Consider the following 17,897-nt stretch of genomic DNA (forward strand, 5'->3'; position numbering starts at 1 on the left):
TCAGCCTCAGCCACAGCCTTTTCCACTCCTTGATAGGTAGAGCTTTAACCACTCCATCCTACCCGGTCAGGCGTCCTCGCGTAAGCAGGTGCTATCCGTAGGTGTCCCGCGGACCGCGGCCCTTGACGTGGTACCGGCCCTTACGCCAGTTGGGCGGACGCGGCCCGTAGATCCGCAGTTCAGCGACCACGTCGCCGCCGATCTTCTTCGCGATGGTCTGCAGGATGAACGTCTGCATCAGCCGCAGGTTCGTGGCCCAGGCGGTGGAGTCGCACTCGATGTGGAGCTGGCGCTCCTTCTCCTTGTACATGACGACCTTCGTGTGCCGGGCGACGTCTTCGCCGACGATGCCGGCCCAGTTGCCGCGGATCGTGCCGACGGCGAAGTTCCGGTTCCAGCCGTTGCGTCGGATCTCGCGTTGCACCAGGTCACCGAACTTGCCCGGGTCCCTGTAACTACGGTCCATCCGCCCGTCGTAACGGGTCTTCATGCGCTTCGGCTTCGCCCCACGACGCCGCGGGTTGAACGGCTGACGGGGCGGGACCGGGGACGCCGAGAGATCGTCACCGGTCTTCTTCGCGGGCCCCGACAACCCCCGCAGTTTCTCCCACTGCGCGGCGACGGGATCGTGTGGCTCAGTCATCGGTCTGTTCCGGCCCGGGATCCAGCTCAGAGAGGCGTCCTTCATCGGTCACGCGGGCGCGCACCGCATGGACCCGCGCGATATCGCGGAGGTCAGCGGGGATGTCCTCGTCGACAGCGGCCGTGATGAGCACCTGCTCGGCTTCCCCCGCCAGGTCGACGAGGGCGCGGCGACGGGCGCGGTCGAGTTCGGCGAAGACATCGTCGAGGATCACCAGCGGCTCGGTGCCGTCGGCACGCTGCATCCGGTGGGACGCCAGGCGCAGCGTCAGCGCGAAGGACCAGGACTCGCCGTGGCTGGCGAAGCCCTTGGCCGGCTGGGTGCCGAGGATCAGCTGAAGGTCGTCCCGGTGCGGGCCGGTGAGTGTGATTCCACGGTCGACCTCAGCGTCCCGTCGCCGTGCCAGGCGGGAGAGCAGCACAGCCTCGGCGACATCCGGATCGAGCAGGTAGGCGCCGGTGGGATCGACGCCGGCGTCGGCGAGCTCGGCGTCCACCGTGGAGGTGTAGCTGATCAGCGCAGGTCGGGAACCCGGTGCGAGTCGGGCATAGGACTCCTCGACATGAGGTGCGAGATCGTGCACGACCTGCACCCGGGCCGACATGATCTCTCCGCCCAGCTGTGCGAGCTGGGCATCCCACACGTCGAGGGTGTCCGCCACCGAAGACGCTGACGACGAAGACGCCGACTTGAGCAGTGCATTGCGCTGCCGGAGGACCTTGTCGTAGTCCGCGCGGGCGCCGGCCAGGCGCGGGTAGCGGGCGGCGACGACCTGGTCGAGGAAATGCCGGCGCTGCTCCGGTTCACCGCGGACCAGGGCCAGATCCTCCGGGGCGAACATGGTGGTCCGGACGATGCCGGCGAGACCACGCTGGTTGCGTAGGGAGGTGCGGTTCACCGCGGCCTTGTTCGCGCCACGGGCGTTGATGACCAGGTGTGCGGTGAGTTCGCGGCCGTGGTTGACGGCGGTGGCCGAGACGCGGGCGGAGTCGCACCCCTCGCGGACGAGGGCTGCGTCCCCGCTGACCCGGTGTGAGGCGAGATGGGCGAGGTATCCCACCGCCTCGACGATGTTCGTCTTCCCGTTGCCGTTCGGACCGGCGAATACGGTGACACCGGGGGTGAGTTCCAGGTCGAGGGACGCCCATGACCGGAAGTCACCGAGATACAGGGAACGCAGGTACATGCAGGTGACGGATCTAGCCCGGGAGGCGGACCGGCATCAGCAGGTAGGTGAACGGGGTCTCCGGGGTCGGGAAGGCGCCGTCCGGGCCTGCCTCAGGCAGGTCCTCGGGCTCGGGGAACAGGATCGCCGGTCGGGACGGCTGGGTGAAGCCGAAGACGACACGGTCGGTGTGGATCACACCGAGACCGTCCTTGAGGTAGCCCGGGTTGAAGGCGATGACCAGCGGTTCGCCGACGAAGGCGCAGGGCAGCTGCTCCTCGGCGACACCGATGTCACTGCCGCCGCCGGAGATAGTCAGCCCGCCCTCCTCGAAGGCCATCCGGATCTGGGAATTACCCTCGGTGACCAGGGAGACACGGCGGATCGCGTCCAGCAGCGGGGCGATCTCCACTGTGGCCAGGGCGGTGTTCTGCTTCGGCAGCAGCGGGCGGAACTTCGGGAAGTCCGCGTCGATGAGCCGGGTCGTGGAACGACGGTCGTCGGTGGCGATGCCGAGCAGCCGGCTGCCACCGGATGCGGCGTCCGTGTCGAGGGCGATCTCAACAGGCTCACCGTTGGAGTCCAGCGAGCGTGCCGTGTCGGCCAGGGTGCGGGCCGGGATGAGCAGTTCGGCGGAGATGTCGGCACGGGCGGGAGCCCAGTCGACGGTGCGCACCGCGAGCCGGAAGCGGTCGGTGGCGGCGAGAACGACATGTTCGCCGTCGATCTCCATCCGGATACCGGTCAGCATCGGCAGGGTGTCGTCCCGACCGGCGGCGACGGCGACCTGACTGATGACCTCGGCGAAGAGATCCGGGTCGAGGGAACCGGCGGTCGACGGGAACTCCGGGAGGACCGGGTAATCGTCGATGGTCATCGCCGGCAGCTCGAAGTGGGAGCTGCCGCAGTTGACGAGCACCTTGGTGCCGTCGTAGTCGATACGCACCGGCTTGTCCGGGAGGGCACCGATGATGTTGGACGCCAGACGACCGGCCACGAGGATCCGGCCGGGTTCGGCGACGTCCGCGGAGACGCGGACCTTGGTGGAGACCTCCCGGTCGAAACCGGAGAGCTGGAGCCCGTCCTCGGTCGCCTCGATGAGCACACCACGCAGGATCGGCTGCGAGGCCTTGCTCGGGAGGCTGCGGGCCACCCAGGCGAGTGCCGAGGAGAAGTCGTCCTTGGCCACGGTGAAGCTGACGGACTGCTGGTCCCCCAGCTGATCGGTGGTCACTCGTTCGTACCTTTCTGCAGGTCATTCATTCGAACATCATTCGAACACCGGCGCCGTCCGGGTTCCCCGGCGCTCCCGGCACGGGTTCACGGGCCCGTTGTGTGCCCCCAGAGTAGTCCACAGTGGTGGACTCCCGCGAGGCCCGTCCGGTCTTCTTCTGTCTCTGCCTTACGTTGTGGGCCGGAGGCTCCGTCGGACCCGGACGATGGAGCTGGCTTGTCCCCACCACCTTTTTCTCTTGAAGGACTTCATGTAGATCGCCAGTCGTAGCAGTAGGGGGTGTGGATGCTGTGGACAACCGGGAATCCGGGCAGTTCGGGGCGGTTGCTGTCGTGTGGAGTCACCGGTGGCCGACCCTGTGGATAACTCCACGGAACTGTGGATAACTCGGGTGCTGGTGCCGGTGTACACCGCGTGTCCACCGGGCCATGCACGGGGAGACGGTGATTTATCCACATCTAGTGCACCACTGTGACCTGCAGAAATGCAGATTCTGGTGTTCGATCGTCGGAGTCGGTCTCCTGGGGAAACACATTCTTGTAATTTGTCCACAGGCGCTGTGGAGTTATCCACGGGCGGTGGACTGCCAGGGTCCGGATCCGGGGTCGGACGCCTGAACAGTGCAGGCGGGAGCCTACTCACATTCTTGTAATTACATCGATGTGGATAACCCTGTGGAGAATGTGGATACCGGTCTGAGTTGTCCCCCGGCGACCGGTTCCCCACCGGTCGCGTCTCCTTGTGTCCCCCGTCAGCGCTGGCGCGCGCGGGACTTGATCTTCTGCGTCAGCTCCTGGAACTGCTCGAAGATGGCGGTGTTCTCCTGGATGGCGGTGCGCATCTTCTTCTCCGCGTGCATCACCGTGGTGTGGTCACGTCCGCCGTAGACCTCACCGATCTTCGTCGTCGACATCTCGCAGTACTCACGGGTGAGGAACATGCCGAACTGTCGGGCGGTCACGATCTTGCGGACCTTCGACGGGCCGGTGAGCTGGTCGATCGACACCGTGAAGTGGTCGGCGATGACCTCTATGACCATTTCCGGGGTGATCGTGACGTCCTGCGGAAGGATGTCCTTCACCACGACCTCGGCTGCGGCGATGGTGATCGGCTCACCGGTCATGGAACAGTAGGCCACCACCCGGGTCAGCGCGCCTTCGAGCTCACGGATGGAGGACTCGTTGCGGCTGGCGATGAACTCCAGGACGTCGCGCGGTACCTCTGCCCCGTTGAGCAGGGACTTCTTGGCGAGAATCGCCATCCTGGTCTCCAGGTCAGGCGTCTTCACGTCGGTGGTGAGCCCGCCCTCGAAGCGGGTACGCAGCCGGTCCTCCAGCGTCGTCAACTGGGAGGGCGGGCGGTCGGAGGACAGTACGATCTGGTGGTTCGCCTGGTAGAGGGCGTTGAAGGTGTGGAAGAACTCCTCCTGGGTCGACTCCTTGCCCTGCAGGAACTGGATGTCGTCGACAATAAGGAGGTCGAGGTTGCGGTAGTTCCGCTTGAACTGGTCCAGTGCGAGCGGACCACCCTGAATCGCGTTGATGAACTCGTTGGTCATCTCTTCACTGGAGACGTAGCGCACCCGGATCTCCGGTTTGAGCTCCCGGGCGTAATGCCCGATAGCGTGCAGCAGGTGTGTCTTGCCAAGTCCCGGCTGGCCGTAGATGAACAGCGGATTGTAGGCCTTGCCCGGATTCTCGGCGACGGCCCGGCAGGCCGCGGCGGGGAACTGGTTCGACGGGCCGGTGACGAAGGTGTCGAAGGTGTACTTCGGGTTGAGCCGGTTCTCGTCGTCGGCGTGGGTCGCGGCAGCGGCCGGGGCGGTGGCGGCGGTCGTCACGGGGACGCCGGCGGTCACCGTGACCGGTTCCGCGACCTGGGCGGGTTCCGCGTAGGCGGCGGGGGCGGGGGCGGTCTGGGTGACCTGCGGTTTCTCCCCGAGCTCGGGGTGCGGGAAGGCGGCGTCGTCCAGGTTCTCCCAGAGATCCGGGGTGTGCACGGGCCCCGGGGGGACGGAGGGGAGGTCACCGAACTGGGAGGGACGGCGCGGTTCCTCGACGGACTCGACGGACCCGGCAGCCTCGACGGCTTCGGGTGTCCGGGCCGGCGGATCCGCGGGTCGGGCGGTTGCAGTGGTTGCAGCGGTCGCCGCAGCCGGCGCATTTTCCGCGGGAGCCTCGGCGGCGAGTTCCTTCACACTGAGGGAGAGAGTGACCGGCACACCGATCTCGCGCTCGAGGACCTCACTGATGTGTGCGCTGAGCTTCTTCTCCGTTTCCGTACGTACCCACTTCGACGGTGCGGTGAGTACGGCGATCCCGTTGACCAGGACGACCGGGTCAAGCTGCTGGAGCAGGGACCGGGAACGGGGTGTGACCTCGGGGAACTCGGCGGACGCGGCGTCCGACGTGACCCACCGTGTGACGAGGTTCGCCCAGACGGTGGGAAAGTCCTCGGCTGTGGTCATCGTGGGCGGGTCCTTTCATTGCAGGGCGGGCAGATCAGGAGAGCGGAGAGCAGAGAATGCAAGAGTACCCGGCGCGTGGAACACGCTCCGGACGCCGCGTTGATACACAGGGGACACCAGAGGTTCACCGGACAGAAACCCACCGGGATGTGGATAACCCGGCACTGGTGTGGCCTGCGCATCCACAGGTTTGTGCACACCTGTGGATAACTTTTCCCGTGTTGTTGTCAACAGGCTACTCCACCGTTGTGGACAACCCCAAGATGACTGTGGAAAACTCTCTGACCTGCGTTTATGCGCCCTAAACTACACCTTTACGGTTCGGGGGCGGAAAAAGTTGTCCACAGGTTGTGGGTTCCACCGTTGTGAGCTGGTGACGCAAAAGCCTGACCTGCACGGGGAAGTCTGCGAGCCAGCTGTGAGCCTGTCCCACCGGTGTCCGGACCATCCCCCTGCCCCGGTGGATAAATGACAAGGTTGTGATGCGTGTCAGATTTTGCACAGCGAGGTCAAGCCTGTAAATTGGCCATCGTCTCTGAGTGTCACTGAACGACGGACCCTGTCCGACGCTCCCGATACTCCCCCGCCCGGAACTACTGGGGCGGACGGTCGGCACTGCACGGGTCTCCCCCGTCGCCGTCGGCCACACCAACAATGACCGCATGAACCGCGGTCGGCGACCGGAACGCGGCGTCCTCTCCCCTCACTGGGGCCGGTGCCCCGCCCTGGAACGCCGAGCGCGGACGACAGAACAAGGAGTGAGTACCGTGGCCAAGGGCAAGCGTACTTTCCAGCCGAACAACCGCCGTCGTGCCCACAAGCACGGCTTCCGTACCCGTATGCGCACCCGCGCCGGCCGCGCCATCGTCTCCGCGCGCCGCAGCAAGGGCCGTAAGTCCCTCACCGCGTAACTATCGCGCGGTACGAAGTCACACCACCGCAGTGCTTCCCGAAGAACACCGCCTCCGGTCCACCTCCCTGTTCGGGGAGACGGTCCGCCGAGGCAGGAAAAAGGGAAGTCGCACTGCGGTGGTGTACGTGTATGAGGGGCAGTTCGAGGGGCCCGGTGCCGGACGCCCGACCGCTGCACCCGTGACCGTGGGGGGGCCGCGCGTCGGCCTGGTCGTCTCCAAGGCGGTGGGAAACGCCGTCACCAGGCACGCCGTTTCCCGACGCCTGCGTCATACCGCCGGCCGCGTCCTCGTTGACGAGGACCTGGCGAAGACGCTGCGTCCTGACCTGTCGATCGTGCTGCGCGCCCTCCCGGCCGCCGCGACCGCGACCTCCGGGGAGCTGGAGCGGGATGTGCGACACGCACTCCGCCGCCTCCTCGGCTGACGGTCGGGGAGACGGTCAGGCTGACGGCCCCGCCCCCGGCGACGTGTCCACCGGGCGGGCCCGCGTCCTCCGGCGGATGATCCTCGGTTACCAGAACTACCTTTCACCCCTTAAACTGGGGCCGTCGTGCCGTTTCACGCCGTCGTGCAGCGCCTACGCCCTCACCGCCTTCGCCCGGTTCGGAGTGGTGAAGGGTTTTGTCCTGAGCGCCGCGCGGCTGGCGAAATGCGGCCCCTGGCACCCCGGCGGATGGGACCCTGTCCCGCCTGCGGGGAGTCGGCGTCACCGGCGGTAGCACCATACCCTCCGCCGCATCCCCGGCGTCCGCAGACAACCAGCTCGTCCACGCAAGGAGAGTCCACAAGCAGTGCTCAATTTCATCTACTACCCCATCTCATGGGTGCTCTGGTTCTGGCATAAGGCCTGGGGCCTCATCCTCGACCCGGACTCCGGCGTCACGTGGGCCCTGTCGATCATCTTCCTGGTGGTCACGCTGCGTCTGCTGCTGCTGAAGCCGATGATCAAGCAGCTCCGCTCCGGCCGCAAGATGCAGGAGATGCAGCCGCGGATGCAGGAGATCAAGCGCAAGTACGCCAAGGACCAGCAGCAGCAGGCGCTGGAGATGCGCAAGCTGCAGAAGGAGATGGGCGTCAACCCGCTGGCGTCCTGTCTGCCGATGCTGGTGCAGATCCCGATCTTCATCGGCCTGTTCCACGTGCTGCGCTCGTTCAACCGCACCGGTACCGGTACCGGCCAGCTGGGGATGTCCATCGAGGAGACGCGTAACACCGCGAACTACGGCTTCGGTGTCGACGAGGTCCAGTCCTTCCTGGACGCCCGTCTCTTCGGTGCGCCGCTGTCCTCCTACATCTCCATGCCGACGGATTCCTTCGGCGCCTTCACCGATGACGGTTCGGTGGACTTCACCCGGGCGAACATCGCCTTCGTGGTCATTCCGATGATGCTCATCGCCGCGGTCATCATGCACTTCAACGCGAAGCACTCGCTGGCCCGCCAGGCCCGCAAGAAGGCGGAGCAGGCGAAGACGAAGAAGAAGGGCGCCAGCACTCCTCAGCAGGACATGATGGAGAACCAGATGGCCATGATGCAGAAGCTCATGGTCTGGGTCATGCCGGTGCTGTCCCTGCTCGGTGCGTACTTCTGGCACGTCGGCCTCGCGGTCTACATGCTGACCAACACCACCTGGACCTTCTGCCAGCAGATCCTGGTCTACCGCAAGATGGACCGGGAGGAGGCCGAGGAGAAGGAGGCGAAGCTCGCCGCGAAGCGGACGAACGCCCCCAAGCCCGGCAAGAAGCCGAAGGGTCAGGCACAGGCGCAGGCGACCTCCACCGCGGTCCTCGAGCACGCCGAGGATGAGAAGGACGCCAAGGACGCCACCACCCCGGTGAACCCCTTCACTGAGGCTGAGTCCCAGGCAGCCCCGGCCGGCCCACCGCTGACCGAGGAGCAGGTGAAGACCTACCGCTCCGAGGCGGCCGCCATGAGTCCCGAGAAGCTGGACTCCACGATCGACGAGATAGAGACCCAGCTGAAGAACCCGGAGACGAAGAAGCGGGCGAAGAAGCAGAAGCGTCTCGCAGTGCTGAAGCAGTACCGCGACGAGCAGCAGTAGCTTCCGTCTCCCCAGACACCCCCGGCCGGCGACCCACTCAGGTCGCTGCCGGGGGTGTCGTCTGTCCGGAGGGGCCACCGGCTAGGATGGACGGCGTGACTGAGCCTTCCTCTCCTACTCCCCCCGCTGCTCCGGAGAACGCCGCCCGCGTCTTCGGTGACCGGCTCGACCTCGCCGTGCGCTATGCCGGGTGGCTGGCGGATGCCGGGGTGGTCCGTGGTCTCATCGGACCCCGCGAGGTCGGTCGGCTCTGGGACCGCCACATCCTGAACAGTGCGGTGATCGGTGAGGTCATCGAGGAGGGGGCACGCGTGGTGGACGTCGGGTCAGGCGCCGGACTGCCCGGAATCCCGCTGGCGATCGCGCGCCCGGATCTGCGCGTCCAGCTCGTCGAGCCGCTGCTGCGACGGGCGACCTTCCTCAGCGAAGTCGTCGAGGATCTGGGGCTGGACAATGTCGAGGTGCACCGGGGGCGTGCCGAGGAGAAGGCCATCGTGACGGCGGTCGGTGGTGCCGATGTGGTCACCTCCCGCGCCGTGGCTCCGGTGGGGCGCCTGATGGGCTGGTCCCTGCCGCTGGCGCGCAAGGGTGGGTTCGTCCGTGCCCTCAAGGGGTCCAGCGTCACCGAGGAGTTCCAGCGGGACGCCCTGGACATCCGCAAGGCCGGCGGTTCTGAAGGACGCGTCCTCACCGTGGGTGAAGGCGTGCTCGATCAGCCCACCTTCGTCGCCGAGGTCGAGCGGCTGCGCTGACTCTTCGCTGACCGGTTTCACGTGAAACGGTGGGGTGCTCTCGTGCGTCGGCTGCCGTTGTCGCGGTGACTGAGTGGGACTAGGCTGGGGGCGGTAACCGAGGGGACCGCTGCCCTTGTTTCACGTGAAACACGTCACCGGTGGGCAGCAGACGCGACGCAGACCTAAGAGATAGGAACTCCATGAGTCCAGTTGAGTGGGACGAGACCCCGATCGCAGAGGCTGCACGTCGTGCGTCGATCATCCAGAACTCCTCGAAGCTGTCTCTCCCCCGCCCTGAGCGCACCCGCCTCATCACCGTGGCGAACCAGAAGGGCGGCGTCGGCAAGACCACCTCGACCGTGAATTTCGCCTGGACTCTCGCGCTGCACGGCATGAAGGTCCTCGTCGTCGACCTCGACCCCCAGGGCAACGCCTCCACCGCCTGCAACGCCGAGCACCGGATGGGCACCCCCTCCAGCTACGAGCTGCTCATCGGGCAGAACAAGGCCGAGGAGACCATCCAGCAGAGCGAGTCCAACCCCAACCTCTACTGCATCCCCGCGACGATCGACCTCGCCGGCGCGGAGATCGAACTGGTCTCCATGGTGCGCCGCGAGTACCGGCTGCATGACGCCCTGAACGACGACTTCCTCGAGGAGTACGGCTTCGACTACGTCTTCATCGACTGCCCGCCGTCTCTCGGCCTGCTCACCATCAACGCGATGAACACCGCCACCGAGGTGCTGATCCCCATCCAGTGCGAGTACTACGCCCTGGAGGGCGTGGGACAGCTTCTGAGCAACATCAACATGATCCGGATGCATCTCAATCCGCAGATCCACGTCTCCGCGGTACTGCTGACGATGTACGACGCACGCACCAAGCTCGCCGAGCAGGTCGCCGACGAGGTCCGTACCCACTTCGGGTCGGTGGTCCTGGACAATCTCATCCCGCGCAGTGTGAAGGTCTCCGAGGCGCCGGGCTACAGCCAGACGGTACTGCAGTACGACCCGGGATCCCGCGGTGCGATGGCCTATTTCGATGCCGCGGTGGAGTTCGCGGCCCGAGGTGACTATCTTCCGACGGAAAGCACTGCGCCGATCGGCGTGGCGCCGGAGCTGCGACTGGAGGCGGAGCGGTCATGACCGAGAAGAAGAAGGCGAAGAAGCCTGCACACCCGCAGCTGCCGAAGATGGACACCCACCGCGGTGGTCTCGGACGTGGGCTGTCCGCGCTGATTCCCACCGCACCCTCGGGGCCGCGGCTCGGCGAAGGTGCCGCCGACGTGATCCTTGGTCCGTCGACGCGGTCGGTCACCTCCGAGAAGGCCGCTGCCGGTGGTGCGCTCGGCGCACTCGGCCTCGCCAAGGACGCCCTGGTGTCCGCCGCGGTGACAACTTCCGGGTCCCCGGAGGTGGAGAAAGCCGTCGTGGACGCTGCCGACGCAGCGACGGCTGATGCGGCCGGCACTGCGGACACCGGTGCCGTCAACGAGTTCGGTGCAACCTACCGCGAGATCCCGGTGTCGGACATCCGCACCAACCCGAAGAACCCGCGTCAGGTCTTCGAGGAGGAGGCGCTCGGCGAACTGGTCCACTCCATCCGCGAGTTCGGCCTGCTGCAGCCGATTGTCGTCCGTCCCCTCCCCCAGGGTTCCGACACCGCCTTCGAGCTCATCATGGGTGAGCGTCGCCTGCGCGCCACCGAGCTCGCAGGTCTCGAGGTCATCCCCGCGATCGTGCGGGAGACCGATGACCAGGACATGCTGCGGGACGCGCTGCTGGAGAACATCCACCGCGTCCAGCTCAACCCGTTGGAAGAGGCGAGCGCCTACCAGCAGCTGATGGAGGAGTTCGACGTCTCCCAGGCGGAGCTGGCCCGTCGGATCGGCCGGTCCCGCCCACTGATCACCAACATGATCCGTCTGCTCCAGTTGCCCGTACCGGTGCAGCGCAAGGTCGCCGCCGGCGTCCTCAGTGCCGGTCACGCCCGCGCCATTCTCGGTGTGAAGGCCGGGGCGGAGGCCCAGGAGGCCCTTGCCGGACGCATCGTCGCCGAAGGCCTCAGCGTCCGCGCCACCGAGGAGGCCGTGGTACTCCTCAACCGTGGCGACGGTGCCGAGGAGAAGCCGAAGAAGCGGGAGCCCCGGGAACAGCCCGAGGCGGTCCGTGAATGGGCGACGTCCGCGGCCGATGCGCTCGACACCCGCGTCACCGTGCAGATGGGCGCGAAGAAGGGGAAGATCGTGGTCGAGTTCGGCGACTCCGATGACTTCGAAAGGATCACTGACCTGCTGAAGCTGCCCCGGGACTAGTCCCAGACGGTAGACTTCGGCTGAACCAGACGGCCGGTGAGGAGTACGGGTGGAGATCAGGTACAGCGCATTGAGCCATGACGGGGGCTCCCAGCTCGAGGAGCAGGCGTCCCGCGACATCTTCTGGGAACTGCCGGTCGGAACGCGTCCGGACGACCCGGAGTTCGACAAGCAGATGTGGATGCAGTCCGTCCTTCACCGCTGGGGCATCTGCGGCTACACGGCCTATGTCGCCACCGGGGACGAGGGATCGGTGGAGCGTCCCGCCGCCACCGTCTTCTTCGCGCCCTCGGGTTACTTCCCGGGTGCCGCCGCACTCCCCTCGGGCCCGGCGTCCTCTGATGCGGTGCTCATCTCCACCGTCTTCGTCGACCAGCCCTACATGGGCCTCTACCTGGAGCACAGCCTCATCGAGACGGTCCTCACCGAGGCCGAACGCCGCGGTGTGAAAGCCGTGGAGGCCTTCGGGCGCAATGACTCGGGCGAGGCCATGGACATGTACATCCCGGAGGGCTACCACGGCTGGGAGGAGCGTCCTGAGGGCGCGGACGACGCGCTGGAGGCCGCCCCGGTGCTCTCCGCGGACATCCTCGAGCAGGAGGGCTTCTACGTCATCGGCCCGCACCGTCGCTTCCCCCGGTACCGCAAGGACCTCAACGCCGGATCCAACCTGTTCTCCGCCTTCGGGGATGACGCCCACGAGATGCTCAATGACCGTGGTCCCCTGGCCACGGTGCTGGGCGGCGGACGCTAGCGCAAGGCGCTAGAGGCGCCCCTCCTCGGCCAGCAGCTCGGAGAAGGAGTACTGGCCGGTCTCCGCGACGTCCTTGTCGAACATGTAGAGCCGCTTGACAGCGACGACGAGGGCTTCGGCGATCGCGTCACGGGTGTCCGGATTGGTCAGCAGGGCGACGTCACCGGGGTTGGTGATGTATCCGGCGTCCAGCTGGACGGTCGGCATCTTCGTCGTGCGCAGCACGTCCCAGGTACGCCCGTGGGGGCGGTTGTCGCCCAGCGGGGTACGCGCGGTCACCTCACGCTGGATGAGGCCCGCCAGGCGTTCACCGGTCATCGAGGACGCCCCGGCCTCTGAGCCGTAGTAGAACGACGCCGCCCCGCTGGCCTTGTCGTTGGGGTACCAGTCGCAGCGCAGGGAGATCATGAGGTCCGCACCGAAGGCGTTGGCCATCGACGCGCGCTCCATGTTCGACGGGTTGTCCGTCCGCGGCCGGGAGAGGATGGTCTCCACACCTGCGGCGATCATGCGTCCCTCGGTGCGGGTGGCGAGATCCCAGAGGATCTCCTCCTCCGCGATGTCCCCGTAGGGTCCGCGGACGATGCTGCCGTTGTCCCTGCCACCGAAGCCGGGGTCGAGGACGACCCGCTTACCGGTGAGCTGGGGGCCGGCGGCGCGGATCTGTTCGCGTTCACGGATCGCCTGCGGGGACCCGCCGGTGATGCGCCGCCCCAGGTAGGACAGCGAGCGCAGTGTGGCGGGACCGACGATGCCGTCCGGATTCAGTCCGGCGTTGAGCTGGTAGTTCGCCAGTGCCTCATGGGTCAGCGGGCCGAAGTGACCGTCGACCCGGGAGGTGAAGAAACCCAGGTCGTGGAGGTGCTCCTGGAGCTCGCCGACATCGTCACCGACCAGGAAGTGGCCGGGACTCTGCAGGGACAGGACGCGGGCCCCCAGGGAGTAGGACGCCTCGCGCAGCGCCCGGAGCGTGCCGTCGGTGATGTGACCGTCGGCGACGATGCCGCGGTGCTGCTGGAAGCCGCGGAGGGCGGAGTCCAGTTGCTCGTCGAAGATCTCGTCCTCGGGGCGCCACCGCTGGTTCGACTCGCCGGTGGCGTCCCCGGAGAACCCGTCGATGAAACCCAGACGTGCCAGGGTGCCCCGGACCTCGGCGACGCGGGGTCCGCTGTCACCCAGTTTGTACACTTCGCCGTACACTGCTGCGATGCCCTGCTGCTCAGACCAGCGAGTCGAGCGCGTCGGTGAGCTGCGCCTTCGACTGCTTGCCGTGGAACTCCGCGACCTTCTTGCCGCCGTCGAAGACGAGCAGGGCCGGGATGGACATGATCTGGTACATGGAGGCGAGCAGGCGCTCCTCCTCCACGTTGACCTTGGCGACGGTCGCACGGCCGTCGTACTCTTCGGCGATGTCACGGAGGACCGGTTCCATCTGCTTGCAGGGCCCGCACCAGCTGGCCCAGAAGTCGACGATGACCGGCTGATCGGCGTCGATGACGGAAGAGCGGAACGTGTCCTGGGTGACGGTGACGGCTTCTGTCATGGGAGATCCTCCTGGGGTTGTGGGAGTGACAGACGATACCCCGAGAATACCCGTGGAAGGGTGCTATCCGGGCATTGACGCGGTCACCGGAACAGAGTCAGAGTGCGGCGAGGTAGGCCTCGGCATCGAGCGCGGCGCGGCAGCCCGAACCGGCTGCGGTGATGGCCTGCTGGTAGTGGTGGTCCACCAGGTCGCCGGCGGCGAAGACACCCGGCAGCGAGGTGGCGGTGGAGGGCTCCGCGACCTTGACGTAGCCGTTGTCCTGGAGCTCGACCTGTCCCTCGAAGACGGTGGTGCGGGGATCGTGGCCGATGGCGACGAACATGGCGTCCATCGGGATCTCACGGGTCTCACCGGTGACGGTGTCCCGGAGTTTCAGGGCCTGGACAGTCCCCTCCCCCAGCACCTCGTCGACGGTGGCGTTCATGATCATGTCGATCTTCGGGTTGTTGCGGGCACGCTCCTCCATGATCGCGGAGGCACGGAACTCATCGCGGCGGTGGATCAGCGTGACCTTCTCACCGAACTTGGTGAGGAAATCGGCCTCCTCCATGGCGGAGTCGCCGCCACCGATGACAGCGATCTGCTTGCCCTTGAAGAAGAAGCCGTCGCAGGTGGCGCAGGCGGACACACCGTGACCCAGCAGCTCCTCTTCGCCGGGGACGCCGAGGTAGCGCGGTGCGGCGCCGGTGACGAGGATGACGGACTTCGCGTGGAACTCCTCGTCCTCGGTGAAGACCTTCTTGACCTCACCCTCGAGCTCGACGCGCACGACGTCCTCCATGCGCAGGTCGGCACCGAAACGCTCGGCCTGGTTGCGCATGTTCTCCATGAGGTCCGGGCCCATGATGCCCTCCGGGAACCCCGGGAAGTTCTCCACCTCGGTGGTCTGCATCAGCAGTCCGCCGAAGTCCATGCCCTCGAACACGAGGGGCTTGAGTTCGGCACGGGCCGCGTAAACGGCGGCGGTGTAGCCGGCGGGGCCGGAGCCGATGATGATGACGTCGTGGAGGGTGGGGTTCTGCTCGCTCATGGGGTCCGATCTTAGACCCCACAGGCTCACGCTGTACGCGTGTCCGCTGTGGGCGAAACCCGGACCGTCGGGACCAGCCCGGCGGTGGTGAGATGGTTACGCAACTGGCGGCGTGCGCGGCTCAGCCGTGACTTCACGGTGCCGACCGGCACACCGGTGCGGGAGGACACGTCCTCCATCGACAGACCGTGCAGATCTGACAGGACGACCGTCTCGCGGAGGCCCGGATGCAGGGTGTTGACCGCCTCGACGAGAACGAGGCGTTGGACGGTGCGACCGGCGTCCATGACCCGGGTGTCCGGGGTGTGGCGGAGTCTGTCGAGGAGTCCGTCGTCCCCTGCATCGACCTCTTCGCGGCGACGCCCGGTGTCGCGCAGATGGGTCAGTGCGGTGTTGGTGAGTATGGTGCGGAGCCAGGGCCCCGCTCCCCCGTTCCCCCGGAAAGACGCCGCCTGGCGGTGAACCTTCAGTAGTGCGTCCTGCAGAATGTCCGCGTGGTGCTCAGGCGCTATCCGCAGGTGGTGGAGAGTCCATGTCAGTAGTCGTTCATGACGGGTGATGAGAACCCGGTAGGACCGTCTGCAACCGTCACAGTGACGTTGCAGTAGCTGTGCGTCGGTGAGCTTGTCGTGGTCGGTGATGGTCTGGTCAATTGCCGGCATCTGTGCCGGAAGTACAGCGGTCACTGTGGCTATCCCCTCGTGATATCCCCGTCTCCACCGCCCCATGCTTCTGTTCAAGCTGGTGGAGTATCCGTGAGTCGCAGTGTAGCGGGGTTTTCCGCGATCAGGGTGGAAATGGGGCCCGGGGCGCCCGGTCCTGTGGATGAGTTGTCCACAGTGGGCCGGATGGCCTGCAGTGATACCGCGAGGTGTCGCGAATGGTCAGTCGGAGGTCCGGGAGGGTCCCGTCGGCCACAGTTGTGTAGAACTACGAATACGAACCATGTAATCACATATTTGGTATATGGGTTCGAATCGGTGCAGGGACGTGTCGGTGTAGCAGGTGTTTCACGTGAAACGGGTATGTCTGAGCGGTGGCGCGGTGGCGCTGAATGCGTCATGCGCACTCCCGAAGTTCTCCGGTTTCACGTGAAACCGGAGGGGGCCATGAGAAGTGGAACGCCATGACATGCATATCCGCCGGATGCGCGAAAGGAACCGCCGATATTCCCGGTGGTCGTCGTGTGATCTGAGGGCAGCTCCGGATCCTTCCCCGGCATCCGGAACTGACGGCTGGCCGCCGCACATGAAACCAGTCAGTGTCACCTAACCGATCATCTGTGCGCCAGATCAGTCGGCGAGCAGACCGCGGATCTTCGCGGAGATATCACGGGCGGTCGCCGTGGACACCGACGTGCCCCGCTGTGTTCCGAGAGTGAGGGTGTCGGCCAGGATATCGGCCTGGCGCGCAGTGAGGCCGGCGAAGGCGTCGGGGAATGCGTAGCGGTAGCGGTCGGTAGGGGTGGTGGTGTCTGTCACGGGGGCTCCTCTCGTGCCGGATGCGGAACGGGCCCAGTCTGTCATCCGGGCGGACGTCCTACGGCACATATTCGAACATCTCCACTATATATCCGAATGGTCGCGACCGGGGCATTGCCCGCAATCCCGTCCGTCCGGACCAGTGGTGGTGCATACATGCACCACTATGCCTGTAGTATTGCATGCGTGCAACACACCCTGGACGATGTCGTGACGGAGGTGGCGTCCATCCCCGACGGATGGACAGCCACCGATGTCTCACGTCGTGCCGGGATCAACCGATCCACGCTCCACCGCATCAGCAACGGTGCTGTCGAGCCCACCCTGACCACGCTCAGGGAACTCGCGATCGTCCACGGCAAGGACATGACAGTGCAGCTCAGGCCACTCAGCGACCCGGACGCCGCCATCGCCGCCGACCTCCTGCTGGCCGCCCCGAAGCAGTCCCAGGAGCAGTCCCAGGACAGTATCCCCGCCGGCGTACGGTCCTGGATGCACCGGCTGGAACGCATCGCGGCCGGCGTGAAGAGTGCTCCTGACCAGCAGATCACCGCGGCGACACTGCAGGTTCTCTGCGCTGCCGGCCGGGCCTCGGACCTGCGCCACCGGGAAGGCGCCGCCTACCTCAGGGGCCGGTCGGACCCCCTGCGACTCGCCTCTGCCGGGGACGCCGCACACGGCTTCTGGGCGGTCTCCGGAGGAGCGGCACCTTCTTTCTCCGGGGTGTCCGAGGTGCCGGGCATCCTCTGGGTCAGTGATGTGACGGCTGCCGTCGCAGCGCTCGCCGACACCCACCGCAGCGTCCGCGACCCGGCCCGCGCCGACGTCATCGTCGCGGCCGGCGACGACCGCCTCTTCCGCGACCTCTCGGAGCACGACGGGGTCCGCTTCGTCGCCCCGGTCCGACAGGTCATCGACGCCTGCGGCCTCGGTCCCGTGGCGGAACGACATGCTCTCGACATCGCCAGGTCGTGGTGGACATGACACGAACACCTCTGCGAACGACGCCGACGCACCGCGAACCCGTCGGCCCTCGCCTGGTCCCGCCGACAGCACTCCGCGACCGGATCCGCCACGTCGGCGTCACCGAGGCCGTCGCCTCCTTCACCGGGGCGGTCCCCCGCCTGGTGTGGAACATGACCGCCCTCGAGGACGGCACGATGACCCTGCCGGAGGTCCACACCCTGCTCGGCGGAGTGACCGTCGGCGGATACCTGCTCGACGAGGAACGTCGCGTCCTCGATCTCGCCGCCCGATGCACCCGGTGTGCCCGTACGGTCGGCAGCGCAGACACCGAAGAGGGTGGACAGGTCACGGTGGACGAGGCCCTCGCCCGCTACGCAGCCGGTGTCGTCGCTGACGAGGAAGGACGCCGCGACCTGGCGTCCGCCCAGATCGGCCTGGCTGCGGACCTGCTGCCCACCGGTCACCGTGTCCCACTGGTCCCCCGGTCGCGCCGGATCGAGCTGGAGCATGCCCTGGCAACGCTCGACCACGGCGACCCGACAGAACTCACCGGCTTCCTCCGGGACTGCGCAGTGCTGTGAACAGAAGG

19 protein-coding genes are annotated in these 17,897 nt (G+C 66.5%); 10 read left to right on the forward strand and 9 right to left on the reverse strand.

All coding sequences use genetic code 11. The features are described 5' to 3' along the window. Positions 1 to 91 precede the first annotated feature (91 nt). The 4 genes from ACZ9GM_RS12590 to dnaA form a co-directional block, all read right to left on the reverse strand. On the reverse strand, positions 92 to 643 hold the full coding sequence (locus tag ACZ9GM_RS12590) for a DciA family protein (RefSeq protein ID WP_291474850.1): 552 nt from the start codon (positions 641 to 643) through the stop codon (positions 92 to 94). Then, entirely contained in the window at positions 636 to 1,829 is a 1,194-nt protein-coding gene (gene recF / locus ACZ9GM_RS12595; RefSeq protein WP_291474852.1) for a DNA replication/repair protein RecF, read from the reverse strand. The genes ACZ9GM_RS12590 and recF overlap by 8 nt, the downstream gene beginning before the upstream one ends. A 13-nt stretch (positions 1,830 to 1,842) precedes the next feature. Further along, complete coding sequence (gene dnaN, locus ACZ9GM_RS12600; protein ID WP_291474854.1) at positions 1,843 to 3,042, reverse strand: DNA polymerase III subunit beta; 1,200 nt, start codon at positions 3,040 to 3,042, stop codon at positions 1,843 to 1,845. Between the two features lie 751 nt (positions 3,043 to 3,793). Further along, a complete protein-coding gene (gene dnaA / locus ACZ9GM_RS12605) occupies positions 3,794 to 5,509 on the reverse strand; it encodes a chromosomal replication initiator protein DnaA (protein ID WP_476038039.1) in 1,716 nt (571 codons plus the stop codon). 767 nt (positions 5,510 to 6,276) lie between these two features. Between dnaA and rpmH the strand changes: the two genes are divergently transcribed. The 8 genes from rpmH (at position 6,277) to ACZ9GM_RS12645 (ending at position 12,285) form a co-directional block, all read left to right on the forward strand. Then, on the forward strand, positions 6,277 to 6,420 hold the full coding sequence (gene rpmH / locus ACZ9GM_RS12610) for a 50S ribosomal protein L34 (protein ID WP_014011503.1): 144 nt from the start codon (positions 6,277 to 6,279) through the stop codon (positions 6,418 to 6,420). 31 nt (positions 6,421 to 6,451) lie between these two features. Then, complete coding sequence (locus ACZ9GM_RS12615; protein ID WP_291473448.1) at positions 6,452 to 6,847, forward strand: ribonuclease P protein component; 396 nt, start codon at positions 6,452 to 6,454, stop codon at positions 6,845 to 6,847. Next, positions 6,813 to 7,142, forward strand: a complete 330-nt coding sequence (gene yidD / locus ACZ9GM_RS12620; protein ID WP_476038040.1) for a membrane protein insertion efficiency factor YidD — start codon at positions 6,813 to 6,815, stop codon at positions 7,140 to 7,142. The genes ACZ9GM_RS12615 and yidD overlap by 35 nt, the downstream gene beginning before the upstream one ends. 72 nt (positions 7,143 to 7,214) lie before the next feature. Further along, entirely contained in the window at positions 7,215 to 8,483 is a 1,269-nt protein-coding gene (gene yidC / locus ACZ9GM_RS12625) for a membrane protein insertase YidC (RefSeq protein ID WP_291473447.1), read from the forward strand. 86 nt (positions 8,484 to 8,569) lie between these two features. Beyond that, the gene (gene rsmG, locus ACZ9GM_RS12630; RefSeq protein WP_291473446.1) at positions 8,570 to 9,235 is read left to right on the forward strand and encodes a 16S rRNA (guanine(527)-N(7))-methyltransferase RsmG; all 666 of its coding nucleotides are present in this window, start codon (positions 8,570 to 8,572) and stop codon (positions 9,233 to 9,235) included. A gap of 182 nt (positions 9,236 to 9,417) precedes the next feature. Next, a complete protein-coding gene (locus tag ACZ9GM_RS12635) occupies positions 9,418 to 10,362 on the forward strand; it encodes a ParA family protein (RefSeq protein ID WP_291473445.1) in 945 nt (314 codons plus the stop codon). Next, entirely contained in the window at positions 10,359 to 11,531 is a 1,173-nt protein-coding gene (locus tag ACZ9GM_RS12640; RefSeq protein ID WP_476038041.1) for a ParB/RepB/Spo0J family partition protein, read from the forward strand. Before ACZ9GM_RS12635 ends, ACZ9GM_RS12640 begins: the two co-directional genes overlap by 4 nt. A gap of 49 nt (positions 11,532 to 11,580) precedes the next feature. Next, entirely contained in the window at positions 11,581 to 12,285 is a 705-nt protein-coding gene (locus ACZ9GM_RS12645; protein ID WP_291473444.1) for a hypothetical protein, read from the forward strand. Positions 12,286 to 12,294: 9 nt separating this feature from the next. Here ACZ9GM_RS12645 and ACZ9GM_RS12650 read toward each other — a convergent pair whose 3' ends face one another. The 5 genes from ACZ9GM_RS12650 to ACZ9GM_RS12670 all read right to left on the reverse strand — a co-directional run bounded on the left by ACZ9GM_RS12650 (position 12,295) and on the right by ACZ9GM_RS12670 (position 16,342). Next, positions 12,295 to 13,473 carry an N-acetylmuramoyl-L-alanine amidase gene (locus tag ACZ9GM_RS12650; protein ID WP_476038042.1) on the reverse strand — a complete coding sequence of 393 codons (1,179 nt, stop codon included), beginning with the start codon at positions 13,471 to 13,473 and terminating at the stop codon, positions 12,295 to 12,297. Between the two features lie 31 nt (positions 13,474 to 13,504). Then, on the reverse strand, positions 13,505 to 13,828 hold the full coding sequence (gene trxA / locus ACZ9GM_RS12655; RefSeq protein ID WP_291473442.1) for a thioredoxin: 324 nt from the start codon (positions 13,826 to 13,828) through the stop codon (positions 13,505 to 13,507). 97 nt (positions 13,829 to 13,925) lie between these two features. After that, positions 13,926 to 14,861: a thioredoxin-disulfide reductase gene (trxB, locus tag ACZ9GM_RS12660; RefSeq protein WP_291473441.1), complete on the reverse strand. Its 936-nt coding sequence runs from the start codon at positions 14,859 to 14,861 to the stop codon at positions 13,926 to 13,928. Positions 14,862 to 14,887: 26 nt separating this feature from the next. Then, a complete protein-coding gene (locus ACZ9GM_RS12665) occupies positions 14,888 to 15,547 on the reverse strand; it encodes an RNA polymerase sigma factor (protein WP_291473440.1) in 660 nt (219 codons plus the stop codon). A 606-nt stretch (positions 15,548 to 16,153) separates the two neighbouring features. Beyond that, the gene (locus ACZ9GM_RS12670; RefSeq protein ID WP_291473439.1) at positions 16,154 to 16,342 is read right to left on the reverse strand and encodes a hypothetical protein; all 189 of its coding nucleotides are present in this window, start codon (positions 16,340 to 16,342) and stop codon (positions 16,154 to 16,156) included. Between the two features lie 186 nt (positions 16,343 to 16,528). Between ACZ9GM_RS12670 and ACZ9GM_RS12675 the strand changes: the two genes are divergently transcribed. Together ACZ9GM_RS12675 and ACZ9GM_RS12680 are read left to right on the forward strand one after the other, a co-directional pair. Further along, complete coding sequence (locus ACZ9GM_RS12675; RefSeq protein WP_291473438.1) at positions 16,529 to 17,326, forward strand: helix-turn-helix domain-containing protein; 798 nt, start codon at positions 16,529 to 16,531, stop codon at positions 17,324 to 17,326. Further along, positions 17,323 to 17,889 (forward strand): hypothetical protein, encoded by a 567-nt coding sequence (locus ACZ9GM_RS12680; RefSeq protein WP_291473437.1) that lies wholly within the window; start codon positions 17,323 to 17,325, stop codon positions 17,887 to 17,889. Before ACZ9GM_RS12675 ends, ACZ9GM_RS12680 begins: the two co-directional genes overlap by 4 nt. Positions 17,890 to 17,897 lie beyond the last annotated feature (8 nt).

The organism is Corynebacterium sp. UD i78 (genome assembly GCF_056280545.1).

Coding starts and splice junctions, on each gene's coding strand:
- ACZ9GM_RS12590 (WP_291474850.1), bottom strand. CDS start 643: ATGACTGAGCCACACGATCCCGTCGCCGCGCAGTGGGAGAAACTGCGG.
- recF (WP_291474852.1), bottom strand. CDS start 1,829: ATGTACCTGCGTTCCCTGTATCTCGGTGACTTCCGGTCATGGGCGTCC.
- dnaA (WP_476038039.1), bottom strand. CDS start 5,509: ATGACCACAGCCGAGGACTTTCCCACCGTCTGGGCGAACCTCGTCACA.
- yidD (WP_476038040.1), top strand. CDS start 6,813: ATGTGCGACACGCACTCCGCCGCCTCCTCGGCTGACGGTCGGGGAGAC.
- rsmG (WP_291473446.1), top strand. CDS start 8,570: ATGGACGGCGTGACTGAGCCTTCCTCTCCTACTCCCCCCGCTGCTCCG.
- ACZ9GM_RS12635 (WP_291473445.1), top strand. CDS start 9,418: ATGAGTCCAGTTGAGTGGGACGAGACCCCGATCGCAGAGGCTGCACGT.
- ACZ9GM_RS12640 (WP_476038041.1), top strand. CDS start 10,359: ATGACCGAGAAGAAGAAGGCGAAGAAGCCTGCACACCCGCAGCTGCCG.
- trxA (WP_291473442.1), bottom strand. CDS start 13,828: ATGACAGAAGCCGTCACCGTCACCCAGGACACGTTCCGCTCTTCCGTC.
- trxB (WP_291473441.1), bottom strand. CDS start 14,861: ATGAGCGAGCAGAACCCCACCCTCCACGACGTCATCATCATCGGCTCC.
- ACZ9GM_RS12680 (WP_291473437.1), top strand. CDS start 17,323: ATGACACGAACACCTCTGCGAACGACGCCGACGCACCGCGAACCCGTC.